The organism is Streptomyces sp. NEAU-YJ-81 (genome assembly GCF_017592595.1).
Taxonomy (GTDB): domain Bacteria; phylum Actinomycetota; class Actinomycetes; order Streptomycetales; family Streptomycetaceae; genus Streptomyces; species Streptomyces hygroscopicus_B.
This window is the reverse complement of the sequence record NZ_JAGFNO010000016.1, coordinates 222087-237658: the sequence shown is the minus strand read 5'-3', so window position 1 is coordinate 237658 and position 15572 is coordinate 222087. Positions and strand designations below refer to the sequence as shown.

Here is a 15572-nt window from a genome sequence, read left to right as displayed (position 1 = left end):
CGTAGCCGGGGTGGATGGCGTCGGCGCCGGATTCGGCGGCCGCGGCCAGGACCTTGGCCTGGTCGAGATAGCTGGCCGCCGGGGTGTCACCGCCCAGCGCATAGGCTTCATCGGCCGCGCGCACATGACATGCGTCCCGGTCCGGATCGGCGTAGACGGCTACGCTCGCGATCCCGGCATCCCGGCAGGCACGGGCAACACGGACAGCGATCTCGCCACGGTTGGCGATGAGCACCTTTTGCATGCTCTCTCTTCCCTCTTCCGAAAAATTGACCGTCCCGAGAGGGACGGTCAAGGTTGCTACCCCAGGGCCCGCTCAAGGAAATCCAGCACCACGCTCGCGTAGCCTTCAGGATCGGTCTCCAGCCCGAGCAGATGCTCGGCTCCCGGCAGGACGTGCGTCTCGGCCTGGGCATAGCGCTCGGCCAGCGCGTCCACCGAGGACGGCGGCACGATCGCATCGTGCTCGCCCGACATGAACAACAGGGGGATCTTGGCGAACTTGCCCGTCGCGGGCGGGGGCCACTCGGCCCGGAGCATGGCCGGGCCCACCGCGCACAGCGTCCGCGCCACCACCGAACGGGCCGGCTCGCCCTTCAGCAGGGCGGGCAGCGGCAGCGCCTCCGCCTCCAGGAACTTGCGCAGCAGCGGCGGGACGTCGTGCCCCGGTCCGCTGTCGCACACCAGCGCGTCAAGTTCGAATCCATCGTGCGTCAGCGCCCACATGGACGAGAAGCACGAGAACGAGAAGCCGTAGAAGGCTATCCGCGCCGTGCCGTACCCCCGCTGGTCGCGCAGATGGGACACCACGGCGGTGACATCGCTCGCGAACCGGTCGCCGAGCCCGAACAGCGCCCGGTCGTCGCTGCTGGCCCCGTGGTTGCGATGGTCGAACAGACAGACGGTGTATCCGGCGTCGTGCAGAAACTTGGCGTGGCGGAGGCTGTGGTCCTTCGCCGTTGCCATGCTGTGCCCGAGCACCACCACCTTCTCGGGGGACGCCGGACACAGCCAGGTGTCCAGGTGCTTGCGCGCCGCGAAGGGCACCTTCAGCTCCGTACAGGGCAGCCCGTGGTCCCGTGGGTGCTCCCGCTGTTCCCGGCGCCGCGGATGGAAGGCCAGATACGCCAGCGTGGCCCCGTACAGCGGGGCGATCGGCAGGGCCGCGGCCGAGAGGGCGCGGGCTCCCAGGGAGGGGGAGCGCGCCGACGTCTGGCGTGGCTCGGGCATCTGCGTCCTCCAGGAGGGGGAGTGTCCGTCGGCGGTCAGGGCGTTCTCGTCTCGGTCGCGGCGGGCGGTGGACGGGCGGTCGGGACGAGCGGGTGGACGGGCGGTCGGGACGGGCGACAACGTGTGAACGAGCGGGCGGGCGAAGAGTCAGCCACAGCCTCCGGCATGGCCCGGATCGGCCGACCGGGCTGCGGCGAAGTCGGTGTCCGACGGCACGGCGGCGGGCGTGTCCCGGGAGCGGGGGCCGGATCGGTCACCGGAGCCCGCGCCCGGCCCGGAGCCGGAGCGGACCGCGTCGACGAAGGCCGGCAGCCGGTCCACGCCCCAGAACTTGTCATAGCCATGGGTGAAGAACGGCACGCCGAACGCCCCGGCGTCGCTGAGCGCGAGCAGGGCCTGGAGCCCCTGGCCGCCGCGCAGCTCCTCGTCATCGGCCGCTGCCGCCGCCCGGTCGGCCGGAAGCCCCAGCTCACCGGCGATGGCCGCGATGGTCGTACGGTCACAGATGTCGCGGCCCTCCTGCCAGCGCGCCCGGTAGACGCGCTCGATGTAGGCGGGGCCGAGCCCCGCGTCCAGCGCCAGGAAGTACGGCAGATGCGGCACCTCCCAGACCGGGTCTTGATCCACCGGCCAGTTGACCGCGAGGCCGCGGTCGGTCGTCAGCCGGCGCACATCCTGGAGGATATAGAGATGCTTCTCCCGGGACATCGCCGTATACGGAAAGTGATGGCGTTGTTCGGCCATACGGCGCTCACCATCCGCGTCCGGCTCCCACCACGGGTGCCATTCCACCGCCTGTGCGACATCCGGATAGCGGTCCATCAGATCACGGTAGGCGATCCAGCTGTACGGGCTGCGGAAATTGAAATAGAAGCGCGGTATTTTGCTGCGCTTGGCTGCCACGTCCGTACCCCCTCGCTCGTCCGTCTCGTACATGACGCTCATTGAGCGGCCCTCAACCGGCGAACACCGCTCGAACAAAGGTGCCGACGAGGCCCGTCAGAGGACGATGCCGCCGTCGACCTGGAACACCGCACCGGTCACATACTCCGCCCCGACCAGGTACGCGACCATGTCGGCGACCTCCTCCGGACGGCCGAAGCGGCGCAGCGGGATGCTCTGCTCCGCCTCCTTGCGCACCCGGTCGGAAAGCTCCGCCGTCATATCGGTCTCGACGAAGCCGGGCGCCACCACATTGGCCCGTATGCCGTACCGTCCGACCTCCTTGGCGAGCGACTTGGTGAAGCCGATGATCCCCGCTTTGGAGGCCGCGTAATTGCTCTGGGTCGCATTGCCGTGGACACCGGCGACCGACGAGATGTTGATGACGCATCCGGACTTGCGTTTCATCATTCCGAACACCACGGAACGGCACAGGTGATAGGTGCCGTCCAGGTTGACCTCCAGGACGTCCCGCCACTCCTCGTCCTTCATCAGCAGCAGCGGATTGTCCCGGGTGATCCCGGCGGAGGTGACCGCGACGTCGACCGGGCCGAGCGACTCCTCGGTGAAGGCGACCAGTTCGCGCACCGCGCCCGCGTCGCGGACGTCCGCCTGCCGGCCGATCACCCGCCCACCGCCGTGCCGCGCCGCCTCCTCCTCCAGCTCACGGGCGGCGTCGGGGCTGGAGTGATGGCAGAACGCCACGTCGAAGCCGTCCCGGGCCAGCCGCAGCACGGTGGACCGGCCTATGCCGCGGGAACCGCCGGAGACCAGCGCGACGCGCGGCGTCGGCTCCTTGTCACCGGATGCGCGGCCCGTGTCGTCGGATATTCGGTCGGACATACGGTGAGGTCCTTCTCCCGGAGGTGGTGTCGGTCAGAGGGGGTCGGGCACAGGGGGGTTGGGCACGGGCGGCGCGGCCACCGGCGGGTCGGTCGCGGGCGGGCCGGTCACAGGTGAGGCGGTCAGGGGCGGGGCGGTCACGGGCGAGGCGTCCAGGTCGGAGGCCGGGCGCATGGTCATCGTCAGCCGCCCGATGGTGAGGACGGTCTCCTTCCCGACCAGGCTCTCGCCCTCGAAGACGAAGGTCTCGCCGACCTGGCGGGCCAACCGCACATGATGCTCCACCACATCGCCCGGCACCACCGGGCGGTGGAACTCGGCGTCGGTGATCCCGCCGAGCAGCATCGCCTTGCCCTTGCGTACGTCGGGGTTGGGCCGGTCCCAGGCCACCAGCACCCCGGCCACATGGCACCAGGACTCGATGAGCACCGTCCACGGATAGTGGTAGTCCTCCTCGGACGCGGTGTCCGGCATCCCCTCGTACCAGGGCTCATTGCAGGTGACCGCCTTCAGCCCGCGGGCCCGCTCGCCCGGCACCAGCTCGGTGACCCGGTCGACCAGCAGCATGGGGTAGCGGTGCGGCAGCACCCGCTTGATCTCATCGACGGTGATCATCCGGCGTCCGCTCCTCGGCCCTGGCCTCTCCACTCCCCTGCCCCGGCCTCCGCACCCTGGGCGTCCCGGTTCTCGAAGCGCAGCCTTATCTGCGCGGCGGGTCCGCGCCCGGTGGCCGCCGAAGCCCGGCAGCGCACCGCACCGTCCTTGCGCGACCAGACGTATTCGCTGGTCAGCTCGTCTCCGGGGTAGACCGGGCTGAGGAAGCGGGAGGACTCGACGGCCGCCAGGACCCAGCGCCCGCCCGGTTCGCGCTCCGGCAGCGTGGCGAGGGCGCCGCGCTGGACGTACTCCACGACACATACGCCGGGGAAGATGGCGAACCCCGGGAAGTGCCCGGCGAACACCTTCTCCGACGCGCCGACCACGGCCACGCACCGGGCGGGCCGCTCACCGGGGACGCCGGGGTCCACGACCTCCACGGTGCCGTCGACCGGTCCGCACGCGGCCGCCGTCATCTCACTTCTCCAGCTTCGAGGCGAGCAGGTCGTGCACCTTGCGGAGCGTGGTGATGTCCTTCATCTCCCGCTCCTCCAGCTTCAGCGAGTACTTTTTCTCCAGGACGACCATGACCTCGAGGGCCATCAGGGAGTCCACGCCCAGCGTCTTGACGAAGTCGGCGTCGTCGGTGACGTCCTCCTCGTCCACATCGAGCACATCCGCGACGAAGGTGCGCAGTTCGTCCATGTCCAGGGCGGTGGTGGCGTCGGCCATGCGGGGGTCTCCTTCCGCTCTCAAAGAGTGAGGCTCAGCGGGGTTCGGGGGTTCCGGGTGTTCCGGGTGTTTCGGGGGTTCCGGAGTTTGCGGGGGTTTCAGCGGTTCCGGGAGTGGTGAGCTTGGCGAGGGCGGCGGCCGACTCGACCGGGACGGTGAGCGCGCCCTTCGCGATCCGGCGGATCATGCCGGTCAGTTGGCGCCCGGGGCCAAGCTCCACGAACCGGGTGCAGCCCAGTTCATCGGCGAGCGTGCGGACGCTCTCCTCCCAGCGCACCGGGCTGGTGAGCTGGTTCAGTTCGAGCTCCCGCCAGCGCTCGCCGCTCGCGTACGGGCGGGCGTCCACGTTGGCGACGACCGGGAGGTGCTCGGGGGCGAACCGCACGGCGGCCAGGGCCTCGCGCACGTCGTCGGCGGCCGAGGCCATCAGCGGGCTGTGGAAGGCGCCGCCGACGGCGAGCCGGATCACCTTGCCCTCGCTCTCGACGGCCAGTTCGGCGAGCCGGTCCACGGCCTCGGCGGTGCCCGAGAGCACGATGGCGCCGGGCGCGTTGACATTGGCGATCCAGACCTGGCCGCCGTCCTCCTGAACCTGGGCGACCAGCGCCTCCACGGTCTCGGGACCGAGCCGCACCACGGCGGCCATGGTGCCGGGCGACCGCTCGGCGCACGCGCGCATGGCCCGGCCGCGGGCGGCGACGAGGCGGGCGGTGTCGGCGAGCGGCAGGGCCCCGGCGGCGTGCAGCGCGGTGTACTCGCCCAGGCTGTGCCCGGCGCAGGCCACCACCCCGTCCAGCAGTCCGGCGGCCTCCGCCTCGCGGTGGGCGAGCACCTCGGTGGTGAAGACGGCGATCTGGGCGAGATCGGTGCGGCGCAGCGTCTCGTCGTCGGCCTTCAGCAGGAGTTCCTCGACGTCGATACCGGTGTACTCCGATACCTCGGCCACCAGCGCCCAGGAGGCGGTGTCCCGCCACGCCTGGCCCATGCCCGCCTTCTGGGCGCCCTGCCCGGGGAAGACCAGCGCCGTACGGGGCGCCTCTCCGTCGGGGGCGCCGCCCGTCGTCTCTCGGTCCGTCATCTCAACCAGCTCCTTCAGCTCAGGGGGCGGCCGGCCCGTCACCGGATCCGCAGCAGGGCCGCGCCGACCACGCCGTCCCGGTCCACGGTGGCGACCAGGGCGGTATCGCCCCTTTTCAGAGGCTCGGTTCGCCTCCGGGGCGCTTCAGTCGCTGTCGACGGTCGACCGTGCTCGGCGAGCGCCAGGACGGCGGCGATCTGGAAGGCCGCCGCGGCGGCGCAGGTGTCCCCGACGGTGTCGGCGGCCGTGATCCGCGGCGGCTCCGCACCCCCGAGGGCGTCGGCGAGGGCGGCGCGTTCGGCCTCCCCCTCGGCGCCGGGGGCGCCGGAGTCGGCGACGGCGCTCAGCTCGCCGGGGGTCACGCCGGTGCGGTCCAGCAGCCGGCCGATCGCCTCGGCGAGCACCGTACGGGCCTGCGTCGCGTCCGCCGCGCAGCCGAACTCCAGGCCCAGGACCTCGGCGAGCCCCTTACGGCCGTGTTCGCGCGCCGAGGCGTCGGGCTCCAGCAGCCATACGGCCGCGCCCTCCCCGAGCACGGCGGCGCTGTCCTCGTCGGCCCGGGCGTGCCACTCCAGCCAGGCGCGGGCGGAGGAGAACTCCTCGACCGCCCCGCACAGCACGGCCTGGGCCCGTCCGGCGCGCTGCAGCCGCAGCGCGTACCGGAGGGCGAGCAGTCCGGTGGCGCGGCCGCCCGCGATGGTGGTGTTGGGGCCCCTGAGCCCGTGCCAGATGGCGGACTGACCGGCGGCGCAGTTCATCACGGTGTTGGGGAACCGGGCCGGGTCCACGTAGAAGGGCTTCTTACCCACCAGCGAGTCCCGGGTGAAGTCCATGATGCTCTGGGCGGAACCGGTGCTGGTGCCGAGTGCCAGGCCGGTCTCCTCGCCCACCCCCGGCAGCCGCTCGGCCTCGTCGTGTTCCCGCTCCCCGGTCAGCAGATGGCGGATCGCGGTGACGGCCAGTCCGGTGGCCCGGTCCATGGAGCGGGTGCCCTTACGGCCGAGGATCTGCCGGATGTGGAAGTCGGGCACGAGGCTCGCCTCGCGGAACGGCACCGACCACTCCTCGGGGTCCAGCGGACGGCCGGCCGCACGGCCGGACCGCAGGGCCGCGGTGAAGTCGGCCCCGCGCAGTCCCAGGGGCGATACGGCGGTCCAGGCCGAGATGACCGGGGCTGCCCCGCCGGGGGCGTTGACCATGGGTTCGGGTACTCCTTCGGTAGAGGCCCGGGGGCCGTGGGAGGGGCGGGTCACAGGAACCACACCTGTTCGTAGGAGGGCCAGCGCGCCGCGAGGTCGTCGCCCTCGATGACGCGTACGCCGGGCAGCAGCCGCTCGGCGGCGGTACGGCCGAGCGCGGCCAGGCCGTCCTCCTCGACCAGCACGGTCACCCCGGCGGCCAGCAGCTTCGCCACGGAGGCCGGTGGGTGGGGCAGCGTGTCCAGGGTGTGGTTGCCCAGGCGCAGCGAGGGCCGCGGGCCCGTGTCGAGGGCGTAGCCGACGGCGGGGCCGCGCAGCGCCACATCGCAGCCGCCGCTCTGCCGGTGCAGATCGGGCACGCAGTACAGCACGTCGGCGTACTGGGTCTCGATCGAGCCCCGGTACGCCTTCTCCACGATCACCAGCCAGCGCGCCTGGTCGCCCATGGCTCAGCACACCCCCATGAGCAGGCTCTTGTCCGCCGCGTTCACATGCTCGGCGAAGACGAAGGGGGCCCGCGTGCGCACCTGCGGAATCTGGTCGGCGGCGCCCCGTTCCTCGGCGCAGTAGCGGCACACGTACCAGTACAGCCGGTCGGGGTGATCCTCGATCAGCTCGCGGACGACGCGGGCGGTGGACGGATGTTCGCGCCCCAGGTCGGTGTAGTCGCGCGGTTTGTTCTCGCCGAGGGCCGCGCCGGTCAGCCGGGTGGCGTCGCCGCAGGTCCAGATCTGCACCCGGGCGCCCCGGGCGAGCAGCGCGGACGCCAGCCGCAGCGCCGAGGTGACCAGGTCGGTCTGGTGGGGCGCGCCGAAGAGATTGAGCAGCACATCGGTACGGGGGACGGGCCTGGGCATCAGTGCCACACCGCCCTGACCCGCGGTTCCAGCAGCTTGGCGGCCACGTCATCCATCTCCACCAGCCGCGCCCGGGGCGTCAGATCGGCGGCGGGCAGGGCGCGCTGGGCGGCGGAGAAGGAGTCCACCCACAGCTCGCCGCCGTCGCCGAGGAACGTCTCGATGCCCGGTGCGGTGCCGGGGACGGCGGCGGTCACGCCGTTCTCGACGAGGAACAGCACCACCTGGTGGCCGTCCCTGGCCAGCCGCGCGGCGTCGCCGAGGAACCGCTCGCAGGCGGGTCCGGTCTGCGGCCCGCCCGTCTCGATCAGCAGATGGGCCGTCATGTCAACAGCTCACCTCCGTCCACGCCGATCACATTGCCGGTGATCCAGGAGGAGTCGGTGCGCGAGAGCAGCGAGACGGCTTCGGCGACGTCCTCGGGCCGGGTCAGCCGCCGGTGCGGATTGAGGTCCCGCGCGTGGACGGCGAGCCGGTCGCTGCCGGGGATGCGCTCCATGGACGGGGTCGGGGTCACCCCGGCACGCAGCGCGTTGACGGCGATACCGGAGGGGGCGAGCTCCAGGGCGAGCTGGCGTACGTGGGACTCCAGGGCGGCCTTGGCCGCGGAGACGGCGCCGTAGTGGGGCATCACCCGGGTGCCCCCGGCGCTGGTCATCGCGTACACCTTGGCGCCCTCGCGCAGCAGCCCCGCGGTGAACAGGTCCTGGGTCCAGTAGACGAGGGAGTGCGCCATCACGTCGAGCGTCATGTTCATCTGGCGGGCGGTCAGGCTGTCCTCGCCCTCCGCGCCGACGTACGGCAGCAGGGTGCCGAAGGCCAGGGAGTGCACCACGATCCGGATGCCCGTGCCGCCGGTCAGCCCCTCGAACCGGGGCAGCAGCTCCTCGCGGGTACGGGCGGAGGCCGCGTTGGCGTTGAAGAAGTGGGCCTCGACGCCGTGGCCGCGCATCTCCTCCCGGGCGACGGCGGCCTTCTCCTGGCCGTCGGTGGTGTCGAAGTGGACGCCCAGGATGTGGACGCCCTCGCGGGCCAGTTCATGGGCGATGGCCAGGCCCATACCGCTGGAGGCGCCCAGGACCAGGCACCAGGAACCTTCAAGTCGGGTGATCATCGGCCGCTCGCCCTCCGTCGTCCGCTCATCGGCTGCTCGCTTCCGCGCTGCTCGCTTCCGCACCGGCGGCCCCGCCCGGGGTGACCAGGCAGACCGCGGCGTTCCCCTCGGCCGCCGCGGTGACGACGGCGTGGACATGCCCGGCCGGTGCGCCGAGGGCGGCGGCCACGCGCGCCACCGGCTCCAGGGCGCCCGCGCCCGCCGGGACCCGCTCGGGCTTCCCGGCCGGTGTCCGCCCGCCCGGCGCCTGCTCGTCCAGCACCTTCTCCTCCAGCGCCGCTGCCACGGCCTCGCCGACCGGGGAGCCGTCCAGGACGGCGGTGACGGCCAGCGGTTGGTCCGGCCGGTGGCCGAGGGCGTCCAGCGCGTCCCGCAGCAGCGCCGCGGCCCGCTCGGCCCCCTCGGCGGAGGCGGCCACCCGCGGCGGCAGGAAGAACGAGCGGACGCCCACCCGGCCCAGCACCGCCGCCCCCCGGCTCCGGGCGGCCGTCTCGGGCTCCAGCACCAGCGCGACGGCTCCGGCCTCCGAGGTCTCCGCCCCCGGTTCGCCCTCGGGCAGCGCCTCCTCGGTGGCCCCGGCCAGCAGCCACCGGGCCCGGCCGGTGGCGAGGGCGCGCCGGCCGTTCTGGAGCGCCTCGAGGCCCGCGACCCGGGGGCTGGTGAAGGTGAGGTTGAAACCCTTGAGGTCGTGTTCGGTGGCCAGTCGGCTGCCGAAGAGGTTGATGGAGAAGTAGGGGGCGGTGACCGGGGACAGATCGCCGGCCCCGGTGGCGGTCACCGTATGGTCCATCGTGTGGTGCAGGGCGACGGCCGCGCTGTTGGTGCCCACCGCGGCGCCCCGCTCCTCGGGCCCGACCGCCTCCAGGGCGTCCGGGCCCGCCTGTGCCAGCGCGCACTTGGCCGCGGCGAGGAAGTACTGGGAAGCGGCGGGCAGGTACTTGTAGCCGTGCCGGCCGAGCGCCGTACGGAAGTCGAAGCCGTCCGCGCCCACGGTGCCGATGCCCGTCACCACCAGGCCGACGGCCGGTTCGCTGCGCGCCGCCTCCTCGTTCGCTTCTCCGCCCACGCGGCGCGGAGGCGCGGCTTTCGTCGCCATCCGCGGCCCGGCGGCCGCACGTGCGTCGCTCACGCGGCGGCCTCCCCGAAGACGAGCGAGATGTTGTTGCCCCCGAAGGCGTAGGCGTTGACCAGCCCGTACGCCCCGGTCATGGGCGCGGAGCCGTACGCCAGCGGCACCGAGCACTCCGGGTCCGGCGTGCCGACCGGCACATTCGGCGGCAGCGTCTTGTGGTGCAGCACCAGACTGGCGGCCAGCGCGGCAAACGCGCCCGCCGCGCCGCCGGTGTGCCCGATGAGCGCCTTGACGCTGTAGAGCGAAGTCCGGGGGGTCAGCGCGTCCAGCACCCGGCTCTCCACCACGTCGTTGAGCGCGGTGCCGGTGCCGTGCGGGATCACGAACCCCAGCCCGCCGGAGCCGGACTCGGCCCCGGACCCGGCTCCTGCCCCGGCCCCCGCCTCGCCCAGCGCCACGCGCATCGCGCGCTCGATCTGCTCGCCGGAGGGCTCGGGGGCGGTCGCGTGGTAGGCGTCGCAGCTCCAACCGGCGCCCGCCAGACGGCCGTAGACGGTGCGCGCGCCGCGCGCGCGGGCGTGCGAGGCGGACTCCAGGACGAGCACGGCGGCACCCTCGCCGAAGACGGTGCCGCGTCGCTCGGCGGCGAACGGGCGGCAGCGCTCGGGGTCGATGGCGCCCAGCCGGTTGAAGCAGGCGAGGGCGACCCGGGAGTACGCCTCGGCGCCGCCCGCGATGACCACGTCGGCCTCGCCGGAGCGGATCAGATCGGCGGCCATCGAGAGCGCGTAGCCGCTGGCGGCGCACGCGTTGCTGACGCAGGTGTTGACGCCCTGCGCACCGAACCACCCGCCGACCACCGAGGCCAGCGGAAAGGCGGGCGCCCAGCGGCCGGACGCGGGGGCCTCGCCGGTCCACCAGCCCTCGTGCAGATCCGTGTCGCCCATACCGGTGCTGAGGGCGACGGCCACCCGGCGCGGATCGAGCCCGGCGCCCGTGGCATCCGGCCCCGACGGCCCCTCCGGCCCCGGCAGCGCGGCCAGCCCCGCGTCCGCGACCGCCTCGCGCGCCGCCGCGAGCGCGAACTGGGAGCCGCGCCCCAGCGGCAGCCCGTCCTGCTCCTCAGGACCGTCCGGAAGGTCGGCCTCCGGCACCAGGTACATCAGCGGATGGTCCATATGCGCGAGCGGATCGGGGACCCGCACCGGCGCGGTGTCCGCCGCGTGCATCCCCCGCCAGAAGGCGTCGACGCCCGCGCCCAGCGGGGACAGCGCGCCGAGGCCGGTGACCAGTACGTCGTCCATCAGGTGCCGCTCTGCTCTCCGGCCAGCGCGTCCAGCACCCGCCGGTCGAAGGGGACCAGCCGCCAGTCACTGCGGTTCTCGATCACCGCGTAGCCGTGGGTGATCCGGCCGGTGGCGGTGAGGGTGAGCGCGCCGTCGCGGACGACGAAGCAGTCCATCCGTGCGGTGTAGGTGAGGTCCTTGAAGATCTCCTCGACCGTGTAGACGGTGTAGAGGTCCTCCTCCATCACCGCCTCGTCGATGACGCGTACCGAGGACTGGGGGACGACCGGTATCCACCTGCGGTCGTCCAGCAGGGTTTTGATGGAGATGCCGCGGTCCAGGACGAAGCGGTCCTTGGCCTCCTCCATCAGCCGCAGATAGCCGGACATCTGCAGCCGCTCGGTGAAGTGGCAGTACGGATAGGGGATGTTCCACTTCCAGGCGTAGGCGTTGCGGCCCTCGGTCAGCGAGGCCAGGACGGCGTCCTCGTCGCCGTCCGGCAGCGACACCCGGATCCGCGCGAGCTCGCCGGTGGGCCCCTCGGCCCCCAGCCGGTCCACCACGAAGGGCGCGAATTCGCCGGGGGGTTCGGTGGGCTCCGGCAGATAGGCGTCGGCGCGCAGCGAGACCCGCACCTTGGCGGCGACGGCTTTGAGGACCGAGCCGTCGCGCTCCACGCGCAGGGTCACCCGGAAGCCGAGGGTGCGGTCGTCGTCGGCGGTGTCCGGCGTCACCTCGGCCTCGGCCACGTCGTCCATGTGGAAGGCGTGCAGGATGCGGGTCTCCAGGGCGACGACGTCCAGCCCGAGACCGTGCTCCTCGTACAGCCGGCGGGCGGGCGCCCCGGAGTCCGCGAAGTGCACCAGCACGGCTTCCTCGACGAGGTAGTTGACGTGTTTGAAGCCGATCCAGGTGCAGATGTTCGAGCCCTCGTAGCGCGGGCGCAGCCGGACGGTGGTGGCGTCCGTCAGCAGGGCTTTGGTCGACATCGGCGGGGCGGCGGCGGTCATCGGGAACACTCCATGGCAGAAAGGGGGGCACGTGGGGGGTGCGGGTGGCACCGGTCGGGCGTGGGGCGCAGTAGCAGTCCGGCCACGGCGTCCGCGGTGTCGTCACCGCTGGTGATCAGCGCCTGGCGGGACGCGGGCACGGACACGGGCACTGGACCCGGCGCGGCCCCGGGACCGGCGCCGAAGCCGGTGCCACTCCCGGCTCCCGCTGCCGGCCCGGCCTCCGGCCCGGCGGCTTGCTGCCCAGCGCCGGTCTCGGCGTCCGTCCCGGCCTCGGCGCGGGCCAGCCAGCCGATGGCCGCCGCGCACTGCAGCACCCCGAGGGCCCCGGAGGCCCGGCCCACCGCGCTGGTGACGTCGTAGCGCGGCACTGACTGCGGAAGCGGTACGGCCCCGGCCGGCCCGTCGGCCCCGGCCCGGGCCCCGGCGGGCCCCTCGGCGTAACGCTCGGGAGTGAACCAGACGCCGGGCGCGGCGCCGCCCGGCAGCAGGGCCTCCACACAGCCGCTGAGCCCGGCCCGCCGTTCATACGGGCCGAGGGCGGCGGTGGCTCGCGCCCCCCTGGCCTCGGCCCACCGGGCGCCCTCGACCACGAGCGCTGCCGCGCCGTCCAGCAGTTCATCGGCGGGCCGGCCGAGCAGATCCTCGACGACGGCGTTGTGCGTCTCCACGCCGATCACCACCGCGCGCCGGACCCGGCCCGCCGCGACCAGCGCGGCGCCCCAGTGGACGGCGTCCAGGCCGGAGGTCGCCCCGTTGCAGAGCATCAGGTTGGGGCCGCGCAGACCGTGGCGGATGGCGACCCAGGAGGCGATCACATTGCTGGAGGCGTTCGGCAGGCTCATGGGGCTGAGATCCACGGCCGACCGCTCGGCGATGGCGGCGGCGGTGAGGCAGGCGGTGTCGAGGTTGCCCAGGTTGGAGCTGGCGACCACGCCGACGGTGTCGCCCGGCACCGTCACCTCCTCGCCGTCGGAGGGGATCAGGCGGGCGTTCCGCAGCGCGTCGAGCGCGGCGCACAGCGCCAGCCGGGTGGCCCGGTCCTTGTAGCGGTGGCCGCGGCGGCCGATCCGGGCGGCGGTGTCGAACGGTTCGGCGGCGGGTCCGGTGACGGGGCAGGCGGTGCGGCGCAGCAGCGCGTCGGGGGTGTCGGCACCCGGGAGGGCCAGGCCGACGCCGGTGACGACGACTTCGCCGGGGCCCTGCGTCATCGGCCGGCCCTCTCCACGATGGCGACCGCGTTGACACCGCCGAAGCCGAACGCGTCGATCTGCGCGACCCGCAGATCCCCGCCGTCCCGCGCCTCCTCCCGGACGAACCGGAACGCCTCGGCCTCGGGCAGCGGTTCGGCCAGCCCCAGGGTGGGCGGCACCCGGCCCGACGCCAGGGACTCCAGCGCGACGATCAGGCTGAGCAGACCGGAGCCGCCCGAGGTGTGGCCGGTCATGGATTTGATGGCGGTCATCAGGGGCCCGCGCACCTCATGGCCGAAGACCTCGGCGATGGCGGCGGCCTCGGCGGCGTCGTTCAGCTGGGTGCCGGTGCCGTGCAGCAGCACCAGATCGATGTCGCCGGGTTTGACGCCCGCCCGCCACTGCGCCTCGTGCACCGCCCGCGCGATGCCGCGGGGGTCGGGGGCGGTCACATGGTGCGCGTCGCAGTTCATGCTGACGGCGCGCACCCGGCCGAGCGCGCCGGTCCCCGCGCCGGGCTCCTCCCGGCGCAGCACCACGGCCGCCGCGCCCTCGCCCATCAGCACCCCGCGGCGGTCCCGGTCGAACGGCCGGACGCGGTCGGGGGGCTCGCTGTTGACCCGGTCCAGCAGCCCGTACATCGACTCGGTGAGGGTGTCCACACCGGCCACCACCACGGTGTCCTCGGCCCCCGTGGTCAGCAGGTCGGCGGCGAGTGCGAGTGCGTAGAGGGAGGCCGAGCAGGCCCCGGAGAAGGTGTGGGTGCGGACCGCGCTGAAACGTGTCCGCAGTGCGGTGCCGAAGTGCAGCCGACCGATGTCGAAGGGCGCGCCGTCGCGCCAGGCGAGTTCGGCGGAGCGCAGTTCCCGCAGCCCGGTGCCGACGAGGACGGGCACCTCGCTCAGGTCCTCGCCGAGCCCGGCCTGGGCCGCGGCCTCGCCGACCGCGCGCAGCAGCCAGTCGGTGGCGCGGCCGGGGAGGTCGGCGCCGGGCGCCGGGCGGTCGTCGATCTCGTAGGCGTGGCGGGTCCGGTACCGCTCCGGGTCGAAGCCGCGCAGTTCGCCGAGTCCGCTGATGCCGGCGCACAGAGCCTGGAAGACCTCGTCGACGCCCTCGCCCACGCTCGCCACGGCCCCGGCGCCGGTCACCAGCTGGCTCATGACCAGTCCGCTCGGCTCTTGCCGAAGATGACGACGGCGTTGTTGCCGCCGAAGGCCAGGCCGTTGTTCTGGACCACCTTCAGATCGGCGTCCACGGCCTGGTTGGGCACACAGTCCAGACCGCATTCCGGGTCGGTCTCTTGGTGGTTGATGGTCGGCGGGATGAAGCCCTCGGTGAGCGCGAGGGCGCAGGCGATCGAGGCCAGCGCCCCGGCGGCGCCCATGGAATGGCCGATCATCGACTTGATGGAGACCGTGCGCGGCGGGGCGGCGTCCCCGAACACCTGGCGGATGGCGCGGGCCTCGGTGATGTCGTTGGCCTTGGTGCCGGTGCCGTGCGCGGAGATGAAGTCGACCTCTTCCGGCTTGACGTGGGCGTTGTCCAGGGCGAGCCGCATACAGCGGGCCACGCTGTCCTGGTTGGGGGCCACGGGGTGGTCCGCGTCGCAGTTGAGTCCGTAGCCGAGGACCTCGGCGTAGATACGGGCGCCCCGGGCCAGCGCCGACTCCAGGCTCTCCAGCACCAGGATGCCCGCGCCCTCGCCGGTGAGGATGCCCTTGCGGTCCTTGTCGAAGGGCTGGCAGCGCTCGGGGGCGATGGTGCCGAGGCGGTAGAAGCCGGTGAAGGTCTTACGGCACAGGGCGTCGGCCCCGCCGCACAGCGCGAGGTCCACGTCCCCGCCGCGGATGGCGTCGAAGCCGTAGCCGATCGCGTAGTTCCCGGCGGCGCACGCGGTGGGGAGGGTGACCGCCTCGGCCCGGGTGAGCCCGAACTCCTGGGCGATCGCGCTCGAAAGACGTCCGGCGGGCACCCGCCGGGCGACCGTGGGATCCATCCGCTCGGGCCCCAGGTCCACTTCCTCCTCGACCAAATGGTCCAGGTCCCTGGACTCGCCGTCGGTCGTGCCGACGGAGATCAGACAGGGGATGTCGCGCAACGCGCTCTCCGACTCGGCGAATCCGGCGTCGGCCACTGCCATACGGGCCGCCGCGACCGAGAACCGGCTCGCCCGGCCCAGGGTCCGGACATCGAGATTTCGAATCCACCGGTCCGGCTCGAAATCCTTGACCTCACACGCCGTAGATCGGTCGAAGCCCTCCGTGTCGAACGCGGTGATGGGACCCGCCGCGCTCTTCCCGGCGCGCAGTCCGGCGAGGAATTCCGCCGCGCCGATGCCGATCCCGGACACCGCACCGAGGCCGGTGACGACGACCCTGCGACCCGGCTCACCACGCATTTCGCCCTGCCTTCCGAGAGA

Annotated in this window: 19 protein-coding genes; all 19 read right to left on the bottom strand. The window is 73.1% G+C overall.

Going from position 1 to position 15572, the window contains the following annotated elements; genetic code table 11:
* Positions 1-244: biotin carboxylase N-terminal domain-containing protein (locus J5X86_RS29920; RefSeq protein ID WP_279595463.1), on the bottom strand; the 244-nt coding region annotated here is incomplete at its 3' end.
* 56 nt (positions 245-300) lie between these two features.
* Positions 301-1230, bottom strand: coding sequence for an alpha/beta hydrolase (locus tag J5X86_RS29915; RefSeq protein WP_208519810.1), 930 nt, complete (start codon positions 1228-1230; stop codon positions 301-303).
* Between the two features lie 147 nt (positions 1231-1377).
* A complete protein-coding gene (locus tag J5X86_RS29910; RefSeq protein ID WP_208519809.1) occupies positions 1378-2175 on the bottom strand; it encodes a DsbA family protein in 798 nt (265 codons plus the stop codon).
* Between the two features lie 54 nt (positions 2176-2229).
* Positions 2230-3015 (bottom strand): 3-oxoacyl-ACP reductase FabG, encoded by a 786-nt coding sequence (gene fabG, locus J5X86_RS29905; RefSeq protein WP_208519808.1) that lies wholly within the window; start codon positions 3013-3015, stop codon positions 2230-2232.
* Between the two features lie 33 nt (positions 3016-3048).
* Positions 3049-3630 (bottom strand): 3-hydroxyacyl-ACP dehydratase FabZ family protein, encoded by a 582-nt coding sequence (locus tag J5X86_RS29900; protein WP_208519807.1) that lies wholly within the window; start codon positions 3628-3630, stop codon positions 3049-3051.
* On the bottom strand, positions 3627-4088 hold the full coding sequence (locus tag J5X86_RS29895) for a 3-hydroxyacyl-ACP dehydratase (protein WP_014060975.1): 462 nt from the start codon (positions 4086-4088) through the stop codon (positions 3627-3629). Before J5X86_RS29895 ends, J5X86_RS29900 begins: the two co-directional genes overlap by 4 nt.
* Position 4089: 1 nt before the next feature.
* Complete coding sequence (locus J5X86_RS29890; protein ID WP_208519806.1) at positions 4090-4344, bottom strand: acyl carrier protein; 255 nt, start codon at positions 4342-4344, stop codon at positions 4090-4092.
* Positions 4345-4378: 34 nt separating this feature from the next.
* The gene (locus J5X86_RS29885) at positions 4379-5422 is read right to left on the bottom strand and encodes an ACP S-malonyltransferase (RefSeq protein ID WP_208519805.1); all 1044 of its coding nucleotides are present in this window, start codon (positions 5420-5422) and stop codon (positions 4379-4381) included.
* 38 nt (positions 5423-5460) lie between these two features.
* Positions 5461-6621: a beta-ketoacyl synthase N-terminal-like domain-containing protein gene (locus tag J5X86_RS29880; protein ID WP_208519804.1), complete on the bottom strand. Its 1161-nt coding sequence runs from the start codon at positions 6619-6621 to the stop codon at positions 5461-5463.
* A gap of 50 nt (positions 6622-6671) precedes the next feature.
* The gene (locus J5X86_RS29875; protein WP_078641645.1) at positions 6672-7067 is read right to left on the bottom strand and encodes a hypothetical protein; all 396 of its coding nucleotides are present in this window, start codon (positions 7065-7067) and stop codon (positions 6672-6674) included.
* A gap of 3 nt (positions 7068-7070) precedes the next feature.
* Entirely contained in the window at positions 7071-7478 is a 408-nt protein-coding gene (locus J5X86_RS29870; protein WP_078641646.1) for a DsrE family protein, read from the bottom strand.
* A complete protein-coding gene (locus J5X86_RS29865) occupies positions 7478-7804 on the bottom strand; it encodes a DsrE family protein (RefSeq protein WP_014060981.1) in 327 nt (108 codons plus the stop codon). The genes J5X86_RS29870 and J5X86_RS29865 overlap by 1 nt, the downstream gene beginning before the upstream one ends.
* Positions 7801-8592 (bottom strand): SDR family oxidoreductase, encoded by a 792-nt coding sequence (locus tag J5X86_RS29860; RefSeq protein ID WP_208519803.1) that lies wholly within the window; start codon positions 8590-8592, stop codon positions 7801-7803. Before J5X86_RS29860 ends, J5X86_RS29865 begins: the two co-directional genes overlap by 4 nt.
* Positions 8593-8617: 25 nt before the next feature.
* Positions 8618-9721, bottom strand: coding sequence for a beta-ketoacyl synthase N-terminal-like domain-containing protein (locus J5X86_RS29855; RefSeq protein ID WP_208519802.1), 1104 nt, complete (start codon positions 9719-9721; stop codon positions 8618-8620).
* Complete coding sequence (locus J5X86_RS29850; protein ID WP_208519801.1) at positions 9718-10968, bottom strand: beta-ketoacyl synthase N-terminal-like domain-containing protein; 1251 nt, start codon at positions 10966-10968, stop codon at positions 9718-9720. The genes J5X86_RS29855 and J5X86_RS29850 overlap by 4 nt, the downstream gene beginning before the upstream one ends.
* Positions 10968-11960 (bottom strand): hypothetical protein, encoded by a 993-nt coding sequence (locus tag J5X86_RS29845; protein WP_208519800.1) that lies wholly within the window; start codon positions 11958-11960, stop codon positions 10968-10970. The genes J5X86_RS29850 and J5X86_RS29845 overlap by 1 nt, the downstream gene beginning before the upstream one ends.
* Entirely contained in the window at positions 11957-13171 is a 1215-nt protein-coding gene (locus J5X86_RS29840) for a beta-ketoacyl synthase N-terminal-like domain-containing protein (RefSeq protein WP_208519799.1), read from the bottom strand. The genes J5X86_RS29845 and J5X86_RS29840 overlap by 4 nt, the downstream gene beginning before the upstream one ends.
* A complete protein-coding gene (locus J5X86_RS29835; protein ID WP_208519798.1) occupies positions 13168-14313 on the bottom strand; it encodes a beta-ketoacyl synthase N-terminal-like domain-containing protein in 1146 nt (381 codons plus the stop codon). Before J5X86_RS29835 ends, J5X86_RS29840 begins: the two co-directional genes overlap by 4 nt.
* A complete protein-coding gene (locus J5X86_RS29830) occupies positions 14310-15551 on the bottom strand; it encodes a beta-ketoacyl synthase (protein WP_014060988.1) in 1242 nt (413 codons plus the stop codon). The genes J5X86_RS29835 and J5X86_RS29830 overlap by 4 nt, the downstream gene beginning before the upstream one ends.
* Positions 15552-15572: the final 21 nt, after the last annotated feature.

Excerpts from the sequence above, each read along its gene's own strand:
- J5X86_RS29915 (WP_208519810.1), bottom strand. The coding sequence starts at position 1,230 with ATGCCCGAGCCACGCCAGACGTCGGCGCGCTCCCCCTCCCTGGGAGCC.
- J5X86_RS29910 (WP_208519809.1), bottom strand. The coding sequence starts at position 2,175 with ATGAGCGTCATGTACGAGACGGACGAGCGAGGGGGTACGGACGTGGCA.
- fabG (WP_208519808.1), bottom strand. The coding sequence starts at position 3,015 with ATGTCCGACCGAATATCCGACGACACGGGCCGCGCATCCGGTGACAAG.
- J5X86_RS29900 (WP_208519807.1), bottom strand. The coding sequence starts at position 3,630 with ATGATCACCGTCGATGAGATCAAGCGGGTGCTGCCGCACCGCTACCCC.
- J5X86_RS29895 (WP_014060975.1), bottom strand. The coding sequence starts at position 4,088 with ATGACGGCGGCCGCGTGCGGACCGGTCGACGGCACCGTGGAGGTCGTG.
- J5X86_RS29890 (WP_208519806.1), bottom strand. The coding sequence starts at position 4,344 with ATGGCCGACGCCACCACCGCCCTGGACATGGACGAACTGCGCACCTTC.
- J5X86_RS29885 (WP_208519805.1), bottom strand. The coding sequence starts at position 5,422 with ATGACGGACCGAGAGACGACGGGCGGCGCCCCCGACGGAGAGGCGCCC.
- J5X86_RS29880 (WP_208519804.1), bottom strand. The coding sequence starts at position 6,621 with ATGGTCAACGCCCCCGGCGGGGCAGCCCCGGTCATCTCGGCCTGGACC.
- J5X86_RS29875 (WP_078641645.1), bottom strand. The coding sequence starts at position 7,067 with ATGGGCGACCAGGCGCGCTGGCTGGTGATCGTGGAGAAGGCGTACCGG.
- J5X86_RS29870 (WP_078641646.1), bottom strand. The coding sequence starts at position 7,478 with ATGCCCAGGCCCGTCCCCCGTACCGATGTGCTGCTCAATCTCTTCGGC.
- J5X86_RS29865 (WP_014060981.1), bottom strand. The coding sequence starts at position 7,804 with ATGACGGCCCATCTGCTGATCGAGACGGGCGGGCCGCAGACCGGACCC.
- J5X86_RS29860 (WP_208519803.1), bottom strand. The coding sequence starts at position 8,592 with ATGATCACCCGACTTGAAGGTTCCTGGTGCCTGGTCCTGGGCGCCTCC.
- J5X86_RS29850 (WP_208519801.1), bottom strand. The coding sequence starts at position 10,968 with ATGGACGACGTACTGGTCACCGGCCTCGGCGCGCTGTCCCCGCTGGGC.
- J5X86_RS29845 (WP_208519800.1), bottom strand. The coding sequence starts at position 11,960 with ATGACCGCCGCCGCCCCGCCGATGTCGACCAAAGCCCTGCTGACGGAC.
- J5X86_RS29840 (WP_208519799.1), bottom strand. The coding sequence starts at position 13,171 with ATGACGCAGGGCCCCGGCGAAGTCGTCGTCACCGGCGTCGGCCTGGCC.
- J5X86_RS29835 (WP_208519798.1), bottom strand. The coding sequence starts at position 14,313 with ATGAGCCAGCTGGTGACCGGCGCCGGGGCCGTGGCGAGCGTGGGCGAG.
- J5X86_RS29830 (WP_014060988.1), bottom strand. The coding sequence starts at position 15,551 with ATGCGTGGTGAGCCGGGTCGCAGGGTCGTCGTCACCGGCCTCGGTGCG.